This is a genomic window from Ralstonia mojiangensis (genome assembly GCF_023955645.1).
GTDB lineage: Bacteria > Pseudomonadota > Gammaproteobacteria > Burkholderiales > Burkholderiaceae > Ralstonia > Ralstonia mojiangensis.
The window spans coordinates 732,148-746,096 of sequence record NZ_JAMXHU010000001.1 but is presented as its reverse complement, the minus strand read 5'-3'; the positions used below and the strand labels follow the sequence as shown (position 1 = coordinate 746,096).

22 protein-coding genes are annotated in these 13,949 nt (G+C 60.9%); 16 read left to right on the top strand and 6 right to left on the bottom strand.

Going from position 1 to position 13,949, the window contains the following annotated elements; all coding sequences use genetic code 11:
• Positions 1-125 precede the first annotated feature (125 nt).
• Complete coding sequence (locus tag NG898_RS03515) at positions 126-467, top strand: hypothetical protein (protein ID WP_252691098.1); 342 nt, start codon at positions 126-128, stop codon at positions 465-467.
• 91 nt (positions 468-558) lie between these two features.
• A complete protein-coding gene (locus NG898_RS03510; protein ID WP_252691097.1) occupies positions 559-1,059 on the top strand; it encodes a hypothetical protein in 501 nt (166 codons plus the stop codon).
• A gap of 84 nt (positions 1,060-1,143) precedes the next feature.
• Here the strand turns inward: NG898_RS03510 and NG898_RS03505 are convergent, their stop codons facing one another.
• Positions 1,144-1,386 (bottom strand): hypothetical protein, encoded by a 243-nt coding sequence (locus NG898_RS03505; protein WP_252691096.1) that lies wholly within the window; start codon positions 1,384-1,386, stop codon positions 1,144-1,146.
• 504 nt (positions 1,387-1,890) lie between these two features.
• On the opposite strand from NG898_RS03505, the gene NG898_RS03500 reads away from it, so the two are divergent.
• From NG898_RS03500 to NG898_RS03480, 5 genes are all read left to right on the top strand, one after another.
• Positions 1,891-2,328 (top strand): hypothetical protein, encoded by a 438-nt coding sequence (locus NG898_RS03500; RefSeq protein ID WP_252691095.1) that lies wholly within the window; start codon positions 1,891-1,893, stop codon positions 2,326-2,328.
• 78 nt (positions 2,329-2,406) lie between these two features.
• Positions 2,407-2,742: a hypothetical protein gene (locus tag NG898_RS03495; RefSeq protein WP_252691094.1), complete on the top strand. Its 336-nt coding sequence runs from the start codon at positions 2,407-2,409 to the stop codon at positions 2,740-2,742.
• Between the two features lie 83 nt (positions 2,743-2,825).
• Complete coding sequence (locus tag NG898_RS03490; protein ID WP_252691093.1) at positions 2,826-3,113, top strand: hypothetical protein; 288 nt, start codon at positions 2,826-2,828, stop codon at positions 3,111-3,113.
• Positions 3,114-3,318: 205 nt separating this feature from the next.
• The gene (locus NG898_RS03485; protein ID WP_252691092.1) at positions 3,319-3,894 is read left to right on the top strand and encodes a hypothetical protein; all 576 of its coding nucleotides are present in this window, start codon (positions 3,319-3,321) and stop codon (positions 3,892-3,894) included.
• Positions 3,895-3,976: 82 nt separating this feature from the next.
• Positions 3,977-4,738 (top strand): hypothetical protein, encoded by a 762-nt coding sequence (locus NG898_RS03480; RefSeq protein ID WP_252691091.1) that lies wholly within the window; start codon positions 3,977-3,979, stop codon positions 4,736-4,738.
• 64 nt (positions 4,739-4,802) lie between these two features.
• On the opposite strand, the gene NG898_RS03475 is transcribed toward NG898_RS03480, so the two are convergent.
• The 4 genes from NG898_RS03475 to NG898_RS03460 all read right to left on the bottom strand — a co-directional run bounded on the left by NG898_RS03475 (position 4,803) and on the right by NG898_RS03460 (position 7,303).
• Entirely contained in the window at positions 4,803-5,258 is a 456-nt protein-coding gene (locus tag NG898_RS03475; protein ID WP_252691090.1) for an OB-fold putative lipoprotein, read from the bottom strand.
• 361 nt (positions 5,259-5,619) lie between these two features.
• Positions 5,620-6,072 carry a hypothetical protein gene (locus NG898_RS03470; RefSeq protein ID WP_252691089.1) on the bottom strand — a complete coding sequence of 151 codons (453 nt, stop codon included), beginning with the start codon at positions 6,070-6,072 and terminating at the stop codon, positions 5,620-5,622.
• A gap of 69 nt (positions 6,073-6,141) precedes the next feature.
• Positions 6,142-6,867, bottom strand: a complete 726-nt coding sequence (locus NG898_RS03465) for a hypothetical protein (protein ID WP_252691088.1) — start codon at positions 6,865-6,867, stop codon at positions 6,142-6,144.
• Positions 6,857-7,303, bottom strand: coding sequence for a helix-turn-helix domain-containing protein (locus NG898_RS03460; protein WP_252691087.1), 447 nt, complete (start codon positions 7,301-7,303; stop codon positions 6,857-6,859). Before NG898_RS03460 ends, NG898_RS03465 begins: the two co-directional genes overlap by 11 nt.
• Before the next feature lie 314 nt (positions 7,304-7,617).
• Here NG898_RS03460 and NG898_RS03455 point away from each other — a divergent pair, with 314 nt between their 5' ends.
• From NG898_RS03455 to NG898_RS03415, 9 genes are all read left to right on the top strand, one after another.
• Positions 7,618-7,911, top strand: coding sequence for a DNA-binding protein (locus tag NG898_RS03455; protein ID WP_252691086.1), 294 nt, complete (start codon positions 7,618-7,620; stop codon positions 7,909-7,911).
• Entirely contained in the window at positions 7,908-8,156 is a 249-nt protein-coding gene (locus tag NG898_RS03450; protein WP_027681326.1) for an Ogr/Delta-like zinc finger protein, read from the top strand. The genes NG898_RS03455 and NG898_RS03450 overlap by 4 nt, the downstream gene beginning before the upstream one ends.
• A 101-nt stretch (positions 8,157-8,257) precedes the next feature.
• Entirely contained in the window at positions 8,258-8,803 is a 546-nt protein-coding gene (locus NG898_RS03445) for a BRO-N domain-containing protein (RefSeq protein WP_252691085.1), read from the top strand.
• Between the two features lie 10 nt (positions 8,804-8,813).
• Positions 8,814-8,978: a hypothetical protein gene (locus NG898_RS03440; RefSeq protein ID WP_232040547.1), complete on the top strand. Its 165-nt coding sequence runs from the start codon at positions 8,814-8,816 to the stop codon at positions 8,976-8,978.
• Positions 8,975-9,211: a hypothetical protein gene (locus tag NG898_RS03435; protein WP_252691084.1), complete on the top strand. Its 237-nt coding sequence runs from the start codon at positions 8,975-8,977 to the stop codon at positions 9,209-9,211. Before NG898_RS03440 ends, NG898_RS03435 begins: the two co-directional genes overlap by 4 nt.
• Positions 9,211-9,453, top strand: coding sequence for a hypothetical protein (locus NG898_RS03430; RefSeq protein ID WP_252691083.1), 243 nt, complete (start codon positions 9,211-9,213; stop codon positions 9,451-9,453). Before NG898_RS03435 ends, NG898_RS03430 begins: the two co-directional genes overlap by 1 nt.
• Positions 9,446-9,652, top strand: coding sequence for a hypothetical protein (locus NG898_RS03425; protein ID WP_252691082.1), 207 nt, complete (start codon positions 9,446-9,448; stop codon positions 9,650-9,652). The genes NG898_RS03430 and NG898_RS03425 overlap by 8 nt, the downstream gene beginning before the upstream one ends.
• A gap of 19 nt (positions 9,653-9,671) precedes the next feature.
• Positions 9,672-12,359 carry a toprim domain-containing protein gene (locus tag NG898_RS03420; RefSeq protein WP_252691081.1) on the top strand — a complete coding sequence of 896 codons (2,688 nt, stop codon included), beginning with the start codon at positions 9,672-9,674 and terminating at the stop codon, positions 12,357-12,359.
• Entirely contained in the window at positions 12,356-12,676 is a 321-nt protein-coding gene (locus NG898_RS03415; RefSeq protein WP_252691080.1) for a hypothetical protein, read from the top strand. Before NG898_RS03420 ends, NG898_RS03415 begins: the two co-directional genes overlap by 4 nt.
• On the opposite strand, the gene NG898_RS03410 is transcribed toward NG898_RS03415, so the two are convergent.
• Positions 12,673-13,725, bottom strand: coding sequence for a tyrosine-type recombinase/integrase (locus tag NG898_RS03410; protein WP_252691079.1), 1,053 nt, complete (start codon positions 13,723-13,725; stop codon positions 12,673-12,675). The two genes, NG898_RS03415 and NG898_RS03410, sit on opposite strands and share 4 nt — an antisense overlap.
• Positions 13,726-13,949: the final 224 nt, after the last annotated feature.

Below are 13,949 nucleotides of genomic sequence, written 5' to 3'. Positions count from 1 at the left end.
ATATCACCGACATCCAATCGTGGCCGTCCAAATAGGCGAAGAAGTCGTAGACAACGTCTGGCGATACCATAGCCAGTCGACAGGATTCCAGCCCCCCCGGCACATAGTCGCTCGATAGGCCAGCCATGCGCCCACTGCTGCTCATCACTGCATGCCTGACGGCATCCCCCTCGTTCGCCACGGTAGCGTGGAAATGCAGCTACAACGGCGAGACCTTTTATGTCAGCATGCCCTGCGAAGACGCTATCAAGCGGGGCATCACGCCACCGTTCAAGGAGCGGCCGAACCCGCCCGAATGTGCAGCCCTCAAGCGCCAGAAAAACGCATTGCGGGCAGAATTGGAAGATGCGGTTTCACCGCCCGGCAAGGTTCCTGACGAAGAGGTTTCTCGGCTGGATCGGAGCATTGCTGACTTGGGGACGGAACAGCATCTGCGCGGATGCAAAAATGCCGCTCCGGTTCCATAGGCATCAATCGTCCGCTTCCGGCCAAATGCAGTCGTTCCTATCTCCGGGCATATTGGCGTGATAGAAAAATGGCAATCCCACTGCGAAGAACATGAACCCAATCAAGAGCTTTAGCTTGGATGTTGAGGGGCTTGGAATAATCTTCTACTCACCGTTCGCCACGGCTTCCATTGCTGAGGGTGACGACTATCTCGAGAGTCAATTTTTTGACCCCGATTTGGTTGCGGCGCAAGCCGTCGAAGGCCGGATAGTTGGTGTGAGCACAGGCACTCCAGGTCGGTTCTTGATGAACGTGTTCAGGGGCTACCCGGAAGAGGCCGTCGTCGAAAAGCACGACTACAAACTGCGGTTGGGGATTGAGGTGCGCGACAGGATGCTTTGCATCAGAGACCTCTACGATTTGATGGACTGGCGTTCCACGTGTCCGCCAGGCCAGTCGATTGAGCTGGATGACGGCTTCTATCACGTCACCTTGCTTAGCAGCGAACCTGCGTCCGGCGTGATGGGGGACAACCAACTGGTTGGCATTTATCTACAGCGGCTGCCTGAGATGCCAAAGCTCAGCTACAGCGGCGTGCCAATGTTGTGCTGACCCGCAGCCGTTGGCAGTCCGCTCTCGGCCAATTGTAGCCACTCACGTGAGCCAAAGCACCGAGAGCCAGACAGCGACCACAAGCTACCGCCGATCATCGAGCCACTGCTTGCCCTTATCAGTCAACCTGTATGTAGGCATTCCGGGATCATCACCTGGCACCATCTGAATCAATCCTTCGCTGGCAAGTACGTCCGCAGCTTCAATGACGTTGAACCACTCATACGCGGGTTGTCGTGACAATGCCCTGTCAATCTTGTACCAACTCCAAGATCGCTCAGAGTCTGAAAGGAGGCTTGCAATAGCAATCAGGTGCTTTTCGTTCATTGGGGCGTATCCTGCTGATAGAACTGACTGCTCCTAGGGCTGCAATCCTCAAGGGTACAGAATTGCGGACGGCACGGAGACCGTTAGCCGCCGTCCGCTATCGGCCAGAAGCGGACGTTCCGGTAGCTGGAGAGCATATGAATACAAAGAACAACTTTCGACCGGATTTTGAGACGGCCATGGGAGAAGAGTTTGGCGACCTCGTCAGCCCCCCGGTGCCGACCTTAGAGGCATCCCCTCATGAATGCTGCGAGGCCATCAGGCGTGCCCTCGGTCGGGATGTCGCACCTTCTAGCTTGGCTAATCTCTCGGAGTCCCAGTTTCATCAGTTGGCCAAGGCTTTCAGCGACCATTTTGAATGTGCTCCGCCACCCATCATGCAACTTGCAGAGGCGGTCACTCGCACTCTTTCCCGGTGGCCCCCCGGCTCACTAGGCGAATGAAGAATCGATTGTCGCGGTTCATGACTGGCCTTGGCTGGCCCCCGTATTACTTGGAGCGCTTGTGCAGTTGAACGACCGCTTCCGGCCAAAACCGGCCATCCAACATTTGGAGGAAGCAGTGATTTTTGATTGGCTCAAGAGCAAGAGGAAGCCGGCGGGTCCAGACTTTTCGGAGGTCGACTCTCTCGAGAAAGCGGAAGCCCTATATAAAAGCGGAGCACTTGGGAAAGTGTTGCTCATGCCTAGCGAGTTCGGTGGGCCGGATTTTGGGCTAAACGTCGTCTACGTACCGGTCGATATTGTGGCCCTGAAGCAGTCTATGGACCGCAACGTTATCGCTCCTATGGTCGCGTCGGGCAAGGTTACTAGATATGCTGCGACACCGGAGTACCAGGGGGCAAGCTTTATTCCCAAAGCTATCAAGGTCGAAGCTAGCAACCCAGGGCAGTTTTCGTCTGTCATCAGGATTTGGGGTGAGGCGCTACTCGACCAAGACTGAATGATGTGGCGTGGGCCACTTCCGGGCAGAAGCCGACGCTCCCAATCAGGTACACCGTCATCTTCGGCAGTTGGCAACATGAACAACGAGAAGACTCCCCTATCCGCGACGGATTGTCTTAACGTACTAAAGCTCTACCCTCGTCTGCCGGGCGACTACATCCAGTACATGAGCAACGTGGGATACGGGGGCACCGAGAATGGCCGCATGATATACAGTGCCCCGGTCTCGCCCACCGAAATCTACGGGCACGAATTGGAGCGCGTAGGCTTAGTCATACTTGGCGACGATTTTGCCGGGCGCTGCTTTGCTTATGACCTTGTGGGGCAGCGGTACGGCGAAGTCAGTCCGGACGGGGAATGGCAACCGTGGGCTCTGGAGGCTGGAATCACCGATTACACCTTGGCCTTATAGGACTCTCGTAAGCAGGCCGAGGAATGGAGATAGCCCCCTATCGGCCAAGCGCTGCTGTTCGATTCGCACCTTAGGGATATGCAATGAATAGGCCGAGAAAAATTCCGCTCAATGAACTGCAGGAACTTGCCAGAGTCGCCACCAGGGAGCGTCTGAAAGCGTTCCCTCCTTTTCCGTCCACTGAAAACCTCACGCTCGGGACGTTTTGGGAAGGCGATTTCGTTATCTTCAAGCTTTACCTAGCTCGTCAACGTCCCCAGGACGCAGTCGTGCTGACCCAGACGAGGGTGAATGCCTACACCGGCGAGGTGGTCGCGGTGGACGTATTTGAGGGCGGCATTGCGACTACGGCAATGCAAACGCCACAGTGACTGCGGCAGACGGGCCATCGTTTTCCGGCCAAGACCGGCCCTCCAATCGCAAATCATCGTCACGCCACCTCCTCCGCCCTTCAACTCCGCCTACCCCCGCACTAAGCTCAACGTCTAACGCGTTGCCACACTCGTTAACCCACAGCCCCGCCACCGCGCCGTAGTCTCACCACGCGGCCCGCGCGCCGCTGTGGGAGATACGTAAGTGAGCAACAAGACGAACATCAAGCAGAGCATTTCCGCCGGCAATGGCAACGTGCAAATCGGCCAGGTCATCCTATGCGGGTCGGCCGCTCGCTCACGCTGCCCCACTCCGCCGGCGCCAGCCAAAGAACGCATGACCATCGAGCACCGGGCAGAACTCACTCACATCGCATTGCAGATCGAATTGGCAGAGGAAGGCGCCGTAGACGCCGGCACCGTTTGGAAGGCCCTTTGCAACCACCTCAACGGGCGAGGCCTGGAGGATGTGCGAGATAACACCGAGTTGTCGCACGAGCAGTATTGGGCGGCTCGGTCTTACCTGGACGGCTGGTTGTCCTGCGCGCGTGGTGAGAACCTGCCGCGTACCGGCATGATTCGGGAGATCATGCGGATGTGGGGTATTCGGGGTGGGCTACGAGCCTCCACAATGGCGCTGTGCGACGTGCGCTTCAACAAGACAACGTTGAACGAGCTAACTGATACTGAACTGAGGGCGGCGCTCTGGATAACGGTCGCAGACTGGCGATCGTGCTGGAATAGATCATGTATTCAGGGAGGCAGCGGGTACAGCGCCTAATGGAAGGCTCGCTACAGATTGCCTCGGTGTAACCATTCCGAATCGGTATGGCCATCGCTTCGTTCTTCAGCCCGGAGGGGATATGCCGCTAAGTACAGGAATCGTAATCGGAGCAGCCGAACACCTTGCCGAAAAGGAGGTAGTCAAGGCTGCGGCCAAGTACCTTAAGGACACGGTAATTGCAAAATGGAGCGAGTATCGCGCCCATGCCTTCCTGTCGGCATTCCTGGAAGAGTTTCGCAAGCAGCAAGATGTTCGGCATCAGTCGGCTGACTTGAACGACTTGCTGAAGTTGGTATCTCAATCCGACAAACAAACCACGGCACTCTTCGATGCTTATAGAAGGGTTGCGCTATCTTCAAGTAAGAAGATCGGCCCCATGGTCATAGGAATGCAAACGGCCCACATTGTTCTGGAGGATCGAGACGCTACCGCAGACGAAGAACTGATTTTTTTTGCTGCGGAGACTCTCAACGATCGTGACTTCTCGGATCTTAAGACATGGCTTGAGTATGTCTACGTCGACGATGAATCGCCCCCGGACTACCATCTAGCCAGTGAATTCGAGCGCCGAAGCGTCCTCGTAAAAGGAGGTCCTGAACTGCCTCCAGGCCTATCTCTTGATATGGCACATCTTGGCCTAGACGACGTACCCATGGATGTTGGCGAAGATATCGGTATTTTCGCGCTGAAGCTGAAGAACATTGGACTCCTAACGGAGACCGTGCGCCGCCGGGAGAATCCCCGGGAAGCCGGCTTTACCCAATACTTCGTCATAGTGAGCAGCGCATGCCAGCAGCTAAACTCCCTCGCGGTCAGAGCAATGGGAGCTTTGACCGCCTAGAACCGCTCTTGCAGGGCACGTCACCCGCGCTACCGAACTGCCCCGCTCGTGCGGGGCTTCTGTTTTAAGCCCTCGGCGCACACCCCCGCAACATCGGGCTACCCACAATCCGCCCATCCCCTCGGCACACCCAAGCCACCTTCGCCCCCTTCTTCAGCGAAGCCGCCATCGCCGCATGCTGATCATCCAGATACGCATGCACCGCCATGAACGGGTTACCAGACGCGAGCTGCACAACGATGCTGTCTGTGAAGTCCTTGTCGATGCTCTGCACCGTGCCGGTCACCAGTAGGCTCTTACCCTTGTACTTCTGATCGGCGGCCACCTCGTTCTCGTCATACGCACGGAACAGCGCATCTGCCTTGACTGGCAACGGTGGCTCGGCCGCTTCTGCTGTCTCTATCGCGCTGCCCGCTGTGGATGCGCTCGTCGACTTCGGTTTCGGGTCAGTCAGGTCACTGAGAATGCCAATCACGATGGCGGCAACCGCAAGACCAAACAGCCACTTCACTACTTTCATTACTGCTCCTTTCTACCTTCCCGTCTGTGTGGATTGATAAAAAGGCTGTATGCCGCGCCCCCCGCGTGGCTACTGCTCTAAGTTTGATTCAGAAAGTGCCAATCGATCAGCAGATGCGGAACCGCTGCCCAGTGTGGCGATTGGTCCGCCAGCAGGTTTCACCGCGCGATTTCTTCGACTTTGATGCATGCGGCTTGCTGGCGTGCTGGCCGCTCTTCTTCGCAAAGGCGGGTGCGGCGCTGAACATCGACGTAACCACTGCGAGAGCAATCAATCGTTTCAAATCAGTTCTCCTTCTTTATGGCGCTGAAGTAGAAAGACCGTATGCCGCGCCACATCAACGGTCAGCCGTGGCCGTACATCAGGATCGAGCAATTGACAGCACTGCTCGCTCAATCAGCAACACCACCCCGATCAACAAAGCCCACGCAACCGCGACCATGGCCTGCAGGCCAACCTGCATCAGACTCACCTGGCCCAATCCGCCAAAAGAGAGCTGCCCGCCGCCACTGAGCGCGACCGTGACTGGTATCAGCGTCAGCACGTAGTGAAGCACCACGAGCATGGCGAGCAAACGCCAAAGATGGCGGCGTGCCCCCATTGCGCGTGCCAGCCACATGTGAAGGGCAATAGGCGCGCCCCCCGCGATCCAGAACCACAGCCTCATCATCCGAAACTGCCACTCGGCAGGTGGCTTGGGCCAAGCTCCGAGATTGTCGAGCAACGCGGGGAAGTACAGGACCACCACAAACAAGATCAACGGCGCGACGTACAACACTGCGACTGGCCATTTATAGCGCGGTGCTTTTTCCATCCTCTCCCCTTTTTATCCGCCAAGTAATCCAGCGTCCCCGATCGTGATTCGGGATCACTCACCAGGCAATTACTCTTCACGCACCAACTTGCCCAACACCGGAAAATGCCTCTCAACCCATTCTTTGAACTGCGCCCGGTCCGCCACTTCAACCTGAAGCCCCGTCGCCGGGTCGAGCAGCGACAGCCCTTCACCGCGATCAAGACGCGCAGCAAGTACCCGCAACCTTTGCTCAACCCATCCGACCGTTGCAGCAGAGTCGTACCAGTACGACAAATCGAGCAGGTCAAATATTTCTGCGTCCACGACTCCGCATGCGTCCAAATCTTGGTCAAGCGCTAGGTCACAGGCGGCGCGCCTGGTTTGATGCGACTGATCCTTGGCGCTCAGGGTAGTCAACGCGGCGTGAAGCGCGTCTGCGGAGTAGCTTTCCGATTCACCCAACACCCCTGCATCATCGAACACCAGGCTGCCGGCGTACCGACATAGACCAAGGGCGACAATGCCCGCGAAGGTCCATGAGTCACGCGTTTGAACGCCAACCATGAACGGGCGGCCCTCGCTCACCTCGCGCCCGCCAGCCTGCTCAGTGAAGGACAGCCAGCACGCATGTTCTAGCCGTTCTCCTGAAACTTGGGCGAACGCCTGCAAAAGCGTGGCATCCGCTCCTTCCCTGTCGAACGCGACGGAAGCAGGCGGTAAACCGAACTCCGCAAGCGGTGCGCCCACAATCGATTGCAGCTCTGCAAGCGTGTCCGGCAGCTGATCGAGGGGAACGTAGAGGCTATTCGGCATCGCGCTTTGCCTTTCCCTTGGCCGGCTTCCGTACGGCGCCCACTTGCACGTTGTTCGACCCACCAACAATGATCTGAGAGCGCTTGCCCGCCTTCACAGGCTGGGCCTCAGTGGCGCCGACCGACAGCCCACCGATCAATGCAAGGACACCTGCGCGCCCACGCGCATCCAGTCTCCGAATGCCGGCGATCAACACGTCTTCCTCGGGGGACAGAAACGCCGATACGTGTTGCCCCGTAACCAAATACAGCGCGTCAGCTCCTGCTTTATGCCAGTTGGCCAGGATTCTTACGCCCGGTTCGCTTGTTCCCGTCTCGTAGTTTGAGTAAGTCCTCAGCGCGACTCCGCCGAGCGCCGCCATCTGGGCCTGTGACAGGCCCAGACGCAAACGCTCTTCGGCGAGCCTTTCTCCGAAATGCAAAGTTCTGCTACCCATGCGTTATATGCGCAGATTTCTGCGTATCATCGAATTTCATATGCAAGATTCTCTTTCACGAGTATATCGACCATGCCCCGTGGAAATGTCGCGAAACGTCGCGCGCCAATTGGCGTCGTAACTGACAAGCCTGTCTATATCCGCCTTCGGCCCGAGGAGCTTCTGAAGTTCAAAGCGCGCGCCGCCACTGAAGGCCGGTCGCTCGGCAACATGGGCCGCGTTCTCATCCTCAGCGCGCTAGCCCAGCCGAGCCCCAACAAGCTTAAGCAAGACGTGCCCCAACGGCACGCAACATCCGTTGTGGAGGATTGACCATGCACACCCAACACCGAATCGAACACGCCTTGCGGCGCAAGCTCTCCGGCCCATCGCGGCAAGACGTGCAGCAGACCATGGGCTGGGACAAAGGCGCCATGAGCCGCTTCCTGAGCGGCGAGCAAGGCGTGCTGATCGACAAGCTGGATACGCTCGTTGGCGTGTGCGGCTACGTGCTTGTTACGCGCAAGTACATGGATGCCGTCGCCACGCTGGGCGAGGTCGGCATGTTCTGTGAATGCGCACGCGAAGGCCTTGGCGAATGCGGTCGCCCGCAAGGGGGTGGGAAATGAAGCACCTCTGCCCCCACTGCGGCACCCGCCTGCATATCCGCACCAGCCGCGCCGTGTCGCTCACGTCGCGCGAGCTTTACGTGCGCTGCCCTGAAGAGCACTGCGCTTATACCGGCAAGGCCATCTTGTCGATCATCAGCACGATTGCACCCAGCATCAACCCGAACCCTCTGGCCTATCTCCCCGTTGGCCGCACGCGTGTGCTGCCCAACGGCACCGGCCAATTGAGCCTGCTGCCCGAGTAGGCGCCAGCAGCTTCAGTTACCCCCTTCCCCCCGCACCCACTTTTGCACGCTCCCCGTCCGGGGTGCGGGGGGCTTTTTTTGCCCACTTTTTCGAGGCCCGTATGCAAACCAACGCTGTCTTGACCTTTGAGAACGTCGACTTCGAGGTAGTCGACATCCACAACACGCCATGGCTAAGGGGCTCGCAAGTTGCGAGCGCCTTGGGCTACAAGAATCACCGTACTGCCATCGCGGAACTCTATGACCGCAATGCCGATGAATTCACCGACGAGATGACCCACCTCGTCGAACTGGACACCGCCGGCGGCCGTCAGCAAGTGCGCATCTTCAGCCCGCGCGGCTGCTACCTGCTCGGCATGCTGGCCCGCACCGAGCGCGCCAAGGCGTTCCGCCGCTGGGTGCTCGACGTGCTGGAAGGCCGCCTGGTGCCGCAAGAGACCGGCCGCATGACCGTGCCGCAGCGGCTGGCAGCGCTGCGCTATCGCGGCACCCTCGCCAAAGAGCTGGCCAACGCCCGCACGGCTTCGCTGGCGGTGGAGCTGTACGCCAACCTGCAGCACGTGTCCCGCCTGCTGGGCATGCAAACGCAGCCCATCGGCGTACTCGCGCCGATCGCGCGCCAGAACAGCCTGCAGGGCATTGTTTGAGGGGGCCAGCATGAAAACCTACCTCGTCCGCGTCGCCGCCGGCGGCCGTCGCCTTTCGTTCCACACCATCGCCGCATCCAGTACCGATGCGCTCATGGCCGTCATGCGCACGGCTGAAGCGCTCGGCCTGGCCGCACGCGCCGGCTCGGCCCGCTTGGTTGGGAGGCCAGCATGAACGTCCTGCAGCTCGCTGCCATGTTCGCCACCCTCGCCGTGCAAGCCGCTGCCGTGGGCTTCCTCTTCGCCTGGCGCAGCAAGAACGACCCGACCGTCAACGGCGACACGGCGCAGCCGAAGCCCTTCAACGGGCTTGCGCGTGTGCTGCTGTGGCTTGCTGTGGTGTGCATCGGCGGTGCGTTTGTCACCACGGGCCTGATGGCCTACGGCGTCTTGGCGGAGGCCGCGTAATGCTCGCCCTGGTCAATCTCTGGATGCTGGTCACGGCTTTCGTTTCCGTGGCGCTGCTCAACTACAGCCCGCGCACGCAGCGTTGGGGCGCTGTCGTCGGCCTGCTCGGGCAGCCAGCGTGGCTGTACCTCACGCATGTCACGGGCGAGGCCGGCATGTTCACCGCGTCGGTGTTCTTTGTCGTCTGCTACGGGCGCGGCGTGTGGCTCGGCTTCTTCTGCAGGAGCGCCCGCCATGCCTGAGCCTGTCGTCACCGATGTGGACGTGCGCCGGATGCACCGCTTCCTGCGCCTGACCACCCCATACGACGCCATGCCGCCGCCGCTGCGCGCCGCTGTCACCGCCGCCGCAAAGGCGATGGCAACGGTGCGCGAGCGTCGCCGCGCCAACCGATCCACCGTCGACCTCAAACGCCGCGCCGCCGGCGATGTCGGCGACTGACCCATCCCCCCTGATCGCAATGAACCTCGACCTCTCCTCCGCCCTTGCGTCGCGCCTGGTGCACGACTACGGCTTCAAGGAACGATCGAACAAGCTGGAGAACGGCACGTGCCCCTCGTGCGGCAAGCGCTCGCTGTGGGCCTTTGCAGATGCGCCCTGGGTCGTGCGCTGCAACCGGCTGAACAACTGCGCGGCTGAATTCCACGCCAAAGAGCTGTACCCCGATCTTTTCGCTTCCTGGAGCGACCGCTACGTCAAAACGCCCGAAGCGCCCCACGCTGCAGCCGATGCCTACATGCGCGATGCACGCGGCTTTGACCTGGCGCGCGTCGCCGGCTGGTACACGCAAGAGAGCTACTACAGCCACGAGCTGAAGATTGGCAGCGCCACCGTCCGCTTCCCCCTGAGCGAGGGCCGTTATTGGGAACGCATCATCGACCAGCCCGAGCGCTTTGGGGACCGCAAGGCCACCTTCAGCGGCTCGTACGCGGGCACCTGGTGGCAACCGCCCACCCTGCCGTCCCAGCCAAAGGAGCTGTGGCTAGTGGAAGGCATCTTTGATGCCATCGCGCTGATGCATCACGACGTGGCGGCTGTGGCGACGTTCTCCTGCTCGCACTACCCGACCGCCGCACTGGCCGCGCTGGCCGAGCAATGCGCCGCCGGCGGCCACCGTCGCCCGCACCTGGTGTTCGCCCTGGACAACGACCCCGCCGGCCGGCGGTACGCGCTCAAGCACATCGAGCGCGTCCAAAACGACGGCTGGTCCGCTTCCGCCGCGCTGCCGAAGCAGGCCGGCAAGATCAAGCTCGACTGGAACGAGCTGCATGTGCGCGACCGCCTTTCCAAACGAGACCTGGACGAATATCGCTACCTGGGCGACCTCTTCACCGCCGCCACGCCATCGGACAAGGCCCGCTTGATGTACCGCCGCACGGGCGACGCGAAGTTTCCGTTCGAGCACCGCAACCGTCTGTACTCGTTCAAGCTCGACCTGGACGCCTTCCAGCGCGAAAGCACCACCGTCCGCGAAGTGCACGAAGACATGGCCGAAGACGAAGTGCGCGAGCACGCCCTGCAGCGCGCCTGCATCGTGCAGCCCATCGCCAACTGCCTGCCCACGGCGCTCTACTACCAGGCCAGCCCGCAGACAGACGAGTCCTGGTACTACTTCCGCGTCGCCTTCCCGCACGATGGCCAGCCCATCAAGGCCACCTTCACCAGCGCGCAAATCGCCAGCAGCAGCGAGTTCAAGAAGCGCCTGTTGGGCGTGGCACCCGGCGCCATGTACACAGGCACCGGCCAGCAGCTCGACGAATACCTGGAGAAGCAGCTCGCGCACATTCCCACGGTGCAGACCATCGATTTTGTGGGCTACACGAAGGAATACGGCACCTACGTCTACGGCGATGTGGCGGTGAAGAACGGCAAGCTATACCAGCTCAACGACGAAGACTTCTTCGACATCGGCAAGCTATCCCTCAAGACCATCAGCCAGGCCGCAACGCTGTCCCTCTCCACTGACGTGCAGGGCCTGCAGACGACCTGGCTGCCGCTGCTGTGGCAGGCCTTCGGCGCCAAGGGCCTGGCCGCGCTGGCGTTCTGGTTCGGCAGCCTGTTCGCAGAACAGATCCGCCAGGAGCACAAGAGCTACCCGTTCCTGGAGCTGGTGGGCGAGCCAGGCGCCGGCAAGACGACGCTGATCGAATTCCTCTGGAAGCTCTGCGGCCGCCGTGACTACGAAGGCTTCGACCCGAGCAAGTCATCGCTCGCCGCCCGGGCCCGGAACTTCGCCCAGGTGGCCAACCTGCCCGTCGTGCTCATCGAGGGCGACCGCGGCGACGAAGGCGCCAAGCAGCGCGGCTTCGATTGGGACGAGCTGAAGACCGCCTACAACGGCCGCAGCACCCGCGCGCGGGGCATGAAGAACGGCGGCAACGAGACGTATGAACCGCCCTTCCGTGGCGCCATCGTCATCAGCCAAAACGCAGAAGTCAGCGCCAGCGACGCCGTGCTGCAGCGGATCGTCCATATCTACTGCGACCGCTCGGCACAGACCTCAGCCACACGCGCCGCAGCCGAAGCGCTGGAGCGCATCCCGGTCGAGGATGTATCGGCGTTTCTGCTGGCCACCGTCATGGCCGAGTCGAAAGTGCTGGAAACCTTCGCCGCCCGCGTATCCGTGCACGAGCAGGCCTTAATGGCCCGCCCCGACATCAAGACCGTGCGTATCGCCAAGAACCACGCGCAAATCATGGCCATGGTCGACAGCATGCGCCACGTGCTGCCGCTCTCCGACGAGCAGCACGCCGCCGCCCTCGACGAGCTGGGCCGCATGGCCGCAGCGCGCCAACAGGCGATCAGCGCGGATCACAAGCACGTGCAGCAGTTCTGGGAGGTCTACGACTACATCGAGTCAGCCGACGACGACCGCCCGATCCTGAACCACGCACGCGGCGACGGCCTCATCGCCATCAACCTGCAGCACATGGAACAAGTCGCCGGCGAACGCCGCATCGAGCGGCCCCCGATCGCGGACCTCAAGCGCGTGCTCAAGACCTCGCGCCAACGCAAGTTTGTCGATATCCGCGCCGTCAACAGCGCGATCAATGCGCACTTCAACCGCGAATACATCACGCAGCCCAAGCGGCCGGAAACGGTGAAGTGTTGGGTGTTTGAATGCAATACGAATGGAGCCAAAGCATGACCACCATGACCCCATATGCAGTAAGCAACGTCACGCCGGAAGACATTGCTCGCCTGCTGTCAGACCTCCGCAACGTCCTGCAGGCCGTGCCGGTATCGGATCAACTGTGGGACGCTGCAGCCATTGGCAACTGGATGGGCCTGTCGCCCGACACCGTCACCGATGCGGTGGTGGTGCGCGAGGGCTTTCCCGCGCCGGTGCAGCCGACCGACGCCCGCCATGGCAAACGCCTCTGGTTTGCCGACGAGGTCATCCAGTGGGCGCGTGCCAATCGCGGCCGTCTACCCAAAGGACGCGGCCGCCCGCGCCGCGCTTAAGCTGTCTTCACGACGCCGTCGAGCTGGTCCGCCAGCTCTTCGGCGGTCGGGTTGTAGTACACCATCAAGCTCTTCAAGTCCCGATGCCCGATGATGCGCGCCAGGGACAGCACATCCACCCGCTTGGCCAACTGCGTGCACGCCTCGTGCCGCGTGTCATGAAAATGTAGGTCATTCAGGCCGGCTTTCCCCACGGCGCGCCGGAACAGCGTGTCAGCGGTGCCAACACTCAACCGAAAGAGCCGCCCTGCCTCATCGCCAGGCAACAGCTTCAGCAGCTCAATGGCGCGCGCCGTAAGCGGCACCTCGCGGCGGTCACCGTTCTTGGTCCTGGGCAGAATGACGTGCCGTTCACCCAAGCGGGCCGTCGTCTTCGTCAGGCCAAGAATCTCGCCCTTTCGCATCCCCGTCTCCAGCGCCACCAGGAACGCAATCGCCAGTTCCTGCTGCATGGACGTGGGCGTCACTCCATCCTGAAAATCCAGCGCCTTCACCATGGCGGCCTGCTCCTTTGGAGACACGCGCCGGTTCCGTGGTGGCGGGTCGATTGGCCTGCGCAGCCCGTGGGTCGGGTTGTCGCGGACCCACTTCCACTCCGTCCGCGCAACCTCGAACACGGCCGAAAGCAGGTTCAGCTCGCGGTTGACCGTGCTGGCCCCGACAGGCTTGCCCAAGCGGCCGGCCACCTTGCCCGCCAGGCGCGCATCGCGCCACTTCCCCATATCGTCGCTGGTAATGTCACCGACCAGGAGGTCAGCGAGGTCAGGTGTGTCCCGCAAGAACGCCGAGAGCCGAATTTGCTCCCACCGCGCGCCTGGCTTGGTGGGCGCCACCTCTTCGGTGTAGCGTTCGACAACCTGGCGCAGCGTGCGCTTGGCCGGCTTGCCACCGCGCCCGTGGTTGGCCAAGATGTCCGCCTCGCGCTCCGTCGCCCACGCAGCGGCCTCAGCCTTGGTGTCGAACGTGCGGCTGTCGCGCACGCCCAGGCGGGCAATCTCCGCTTTCCAGACAGTGCCGTCTTTGGTCTTGCGCTTCGTGAATGTAGCCATGGTAGCGGGCGTAAATTTGGCGTAATTACTGCTGGCTTTTTACACCAGAACGCCGAATTTCAGGCCCCTACCTGCCCTTCAAAACAGTCACAAATGGCTACGTGGTGCGGCTTTGCGGTGGATCGTCGATTTTTGCGGATGTTTCGGAAAAACGACGCAGTTCCGGTCAGCGGCACCAGAATAAAAAAGGGTTACAGGTTCTGCCTGTAACCCTTTTGGCATTT

Bases quoted from the DNA above. Each gene is read 5' to 3' on its own strand.
- NG898_RS03515 (WP_252691098.1), top strand. From the start codon at position 126: ATGCGCCCACTGCTGCTCATCACTGCATGCCTGACGGCATCCCCCTCG.
- NG898_RS03510 (WP_252691097.1), top strand. From the start codon at position 559: ATGAACCCAATCAAGAGCTTTAGCTTGGATGTTGAGGGGCTTGGAATA.
- NG898_RS03505 (WP_252691096.1), bottom strand. From the start codon at position 1,386: ATGAACGAAAAGCACCTGATTGCTATTGCAAGCCTCCTTTCAGACTCT.
- NG898_RS03495 (WP_252691094.1), top strand. From the start codon at position 2,407: ATGAACAACGAGAAGACTCCCCTATCCGCGACGGATTGTCTTAACGTA.
- NG898_RS03490 (WP_252691093.1), top strand. From the start codon at position 2,826: ATGAATAGGCCGAGAAAAATTCCGCTCAATGAACTGCAGGAACTTGCC.
- NG898_RS03480 (WP_252691091.1), top strand. From the start codon at position 3,977: ATGCCGCTAAGTACAGGAATCGTAATCGGAGCAGCCGAACACCTTGCC.
- NG898_RS03475 (WP_252691090.1), bottom strand. From the start codon at position 5,258: ATGAAAGTAGTGAAGTGGCTGTTTGGTCTTGCGGTTGCCGCCATCGTG.
- NG898_RS03470 (WP_252691089.1), bottom strand. From the start codon at position 6,072: ATGGAAAAAGCACCGCGCTATAAATGGCCAGTCGCAGTGTTGTACGTC.
- NG898_RS03465 (WP_252691088.1), bottom strand. From the start codon at position 6,867: ATGCCGAATAGCCTCTACGTTCCCCTCGATCAGCTGCCGGACACGCTT.
- NG898_RS03460 (WP_252691087.1), bottom strand. From the start codon at position 7,303: ATGGGTAGCAGAACTTTGCATTTCGGAGAAAGGCTCGCCGAAGAGCGT.
- NG898_RS03455 (WP_252691086.1), top strand. From the start codon at position 7,618: ATGCACACCCAACACCGAATCGAACACGCCTTGCGGCGCAAGCTCTCC.
- NG898_RS03450 (WP_027681326.1), top strand. From the start codon at position 7,908: ATGAAGCACCTCTGCCCCCACTGCGGCACCCGCCTGCATATCCGCACC.
- NG898_RS03445 (WP_252691085.1), top strand. From the start codon at position 8,258: ATGCAAACCAACGCTGTCTTGACCTTTGAGAACGTCGACTTCGAGGTA.
- NG898_RS03440 (WP_232040547.1), top strand. From the start codon at position 8,814: ATGAAAACCTACCTCGTCCGCGTCGCCGCCGGCGGCCGTCGCCTTTCG.
- NG898_RS03435 (WP_252691084.1), top strand. From the start codon at position 8,975: ATGAACGTCCTGCAGCTCGCTGCCATGTTCGCCACCCTCGCCGTGCAA.
- NG898_RS03430 (WP_252691083.1), top strand. From the start codon at position 9,211: ATGCTCGCCCTGGTCAATCTCTGGATGCTGGTCACGGCTTTCGTTTCC.
- NG898_RS03425 (WP_252691082.1), top strand. From the start codon at position 9,446: ATGCCTGAGCCTGTCGTCACCGATGTGGACGTGCGCCGGATGCACCGC.
- NG898_RS03420 (WP_252691081.1), top strand. From the start codon at position 9,672: ATGAACCTCGACCTCTCCTCCGCCCTTGCGTCGCGCCTGGTGCACGAC.
- NG898_RS03415 (WP_252691080.1), top strand. From the start codon at position 12,356: ATGACCACCATGACCCCATATGCAGTAAGCAACGTCACGCCGGAAGAC.
- NG898_RS03410 (WP_252691079.1), bottom strand. From the start codon at position 13,725: ATGGCTACATTCACGAAGCGCAAGACCAAAGACGGCACTGTCTGGAAA.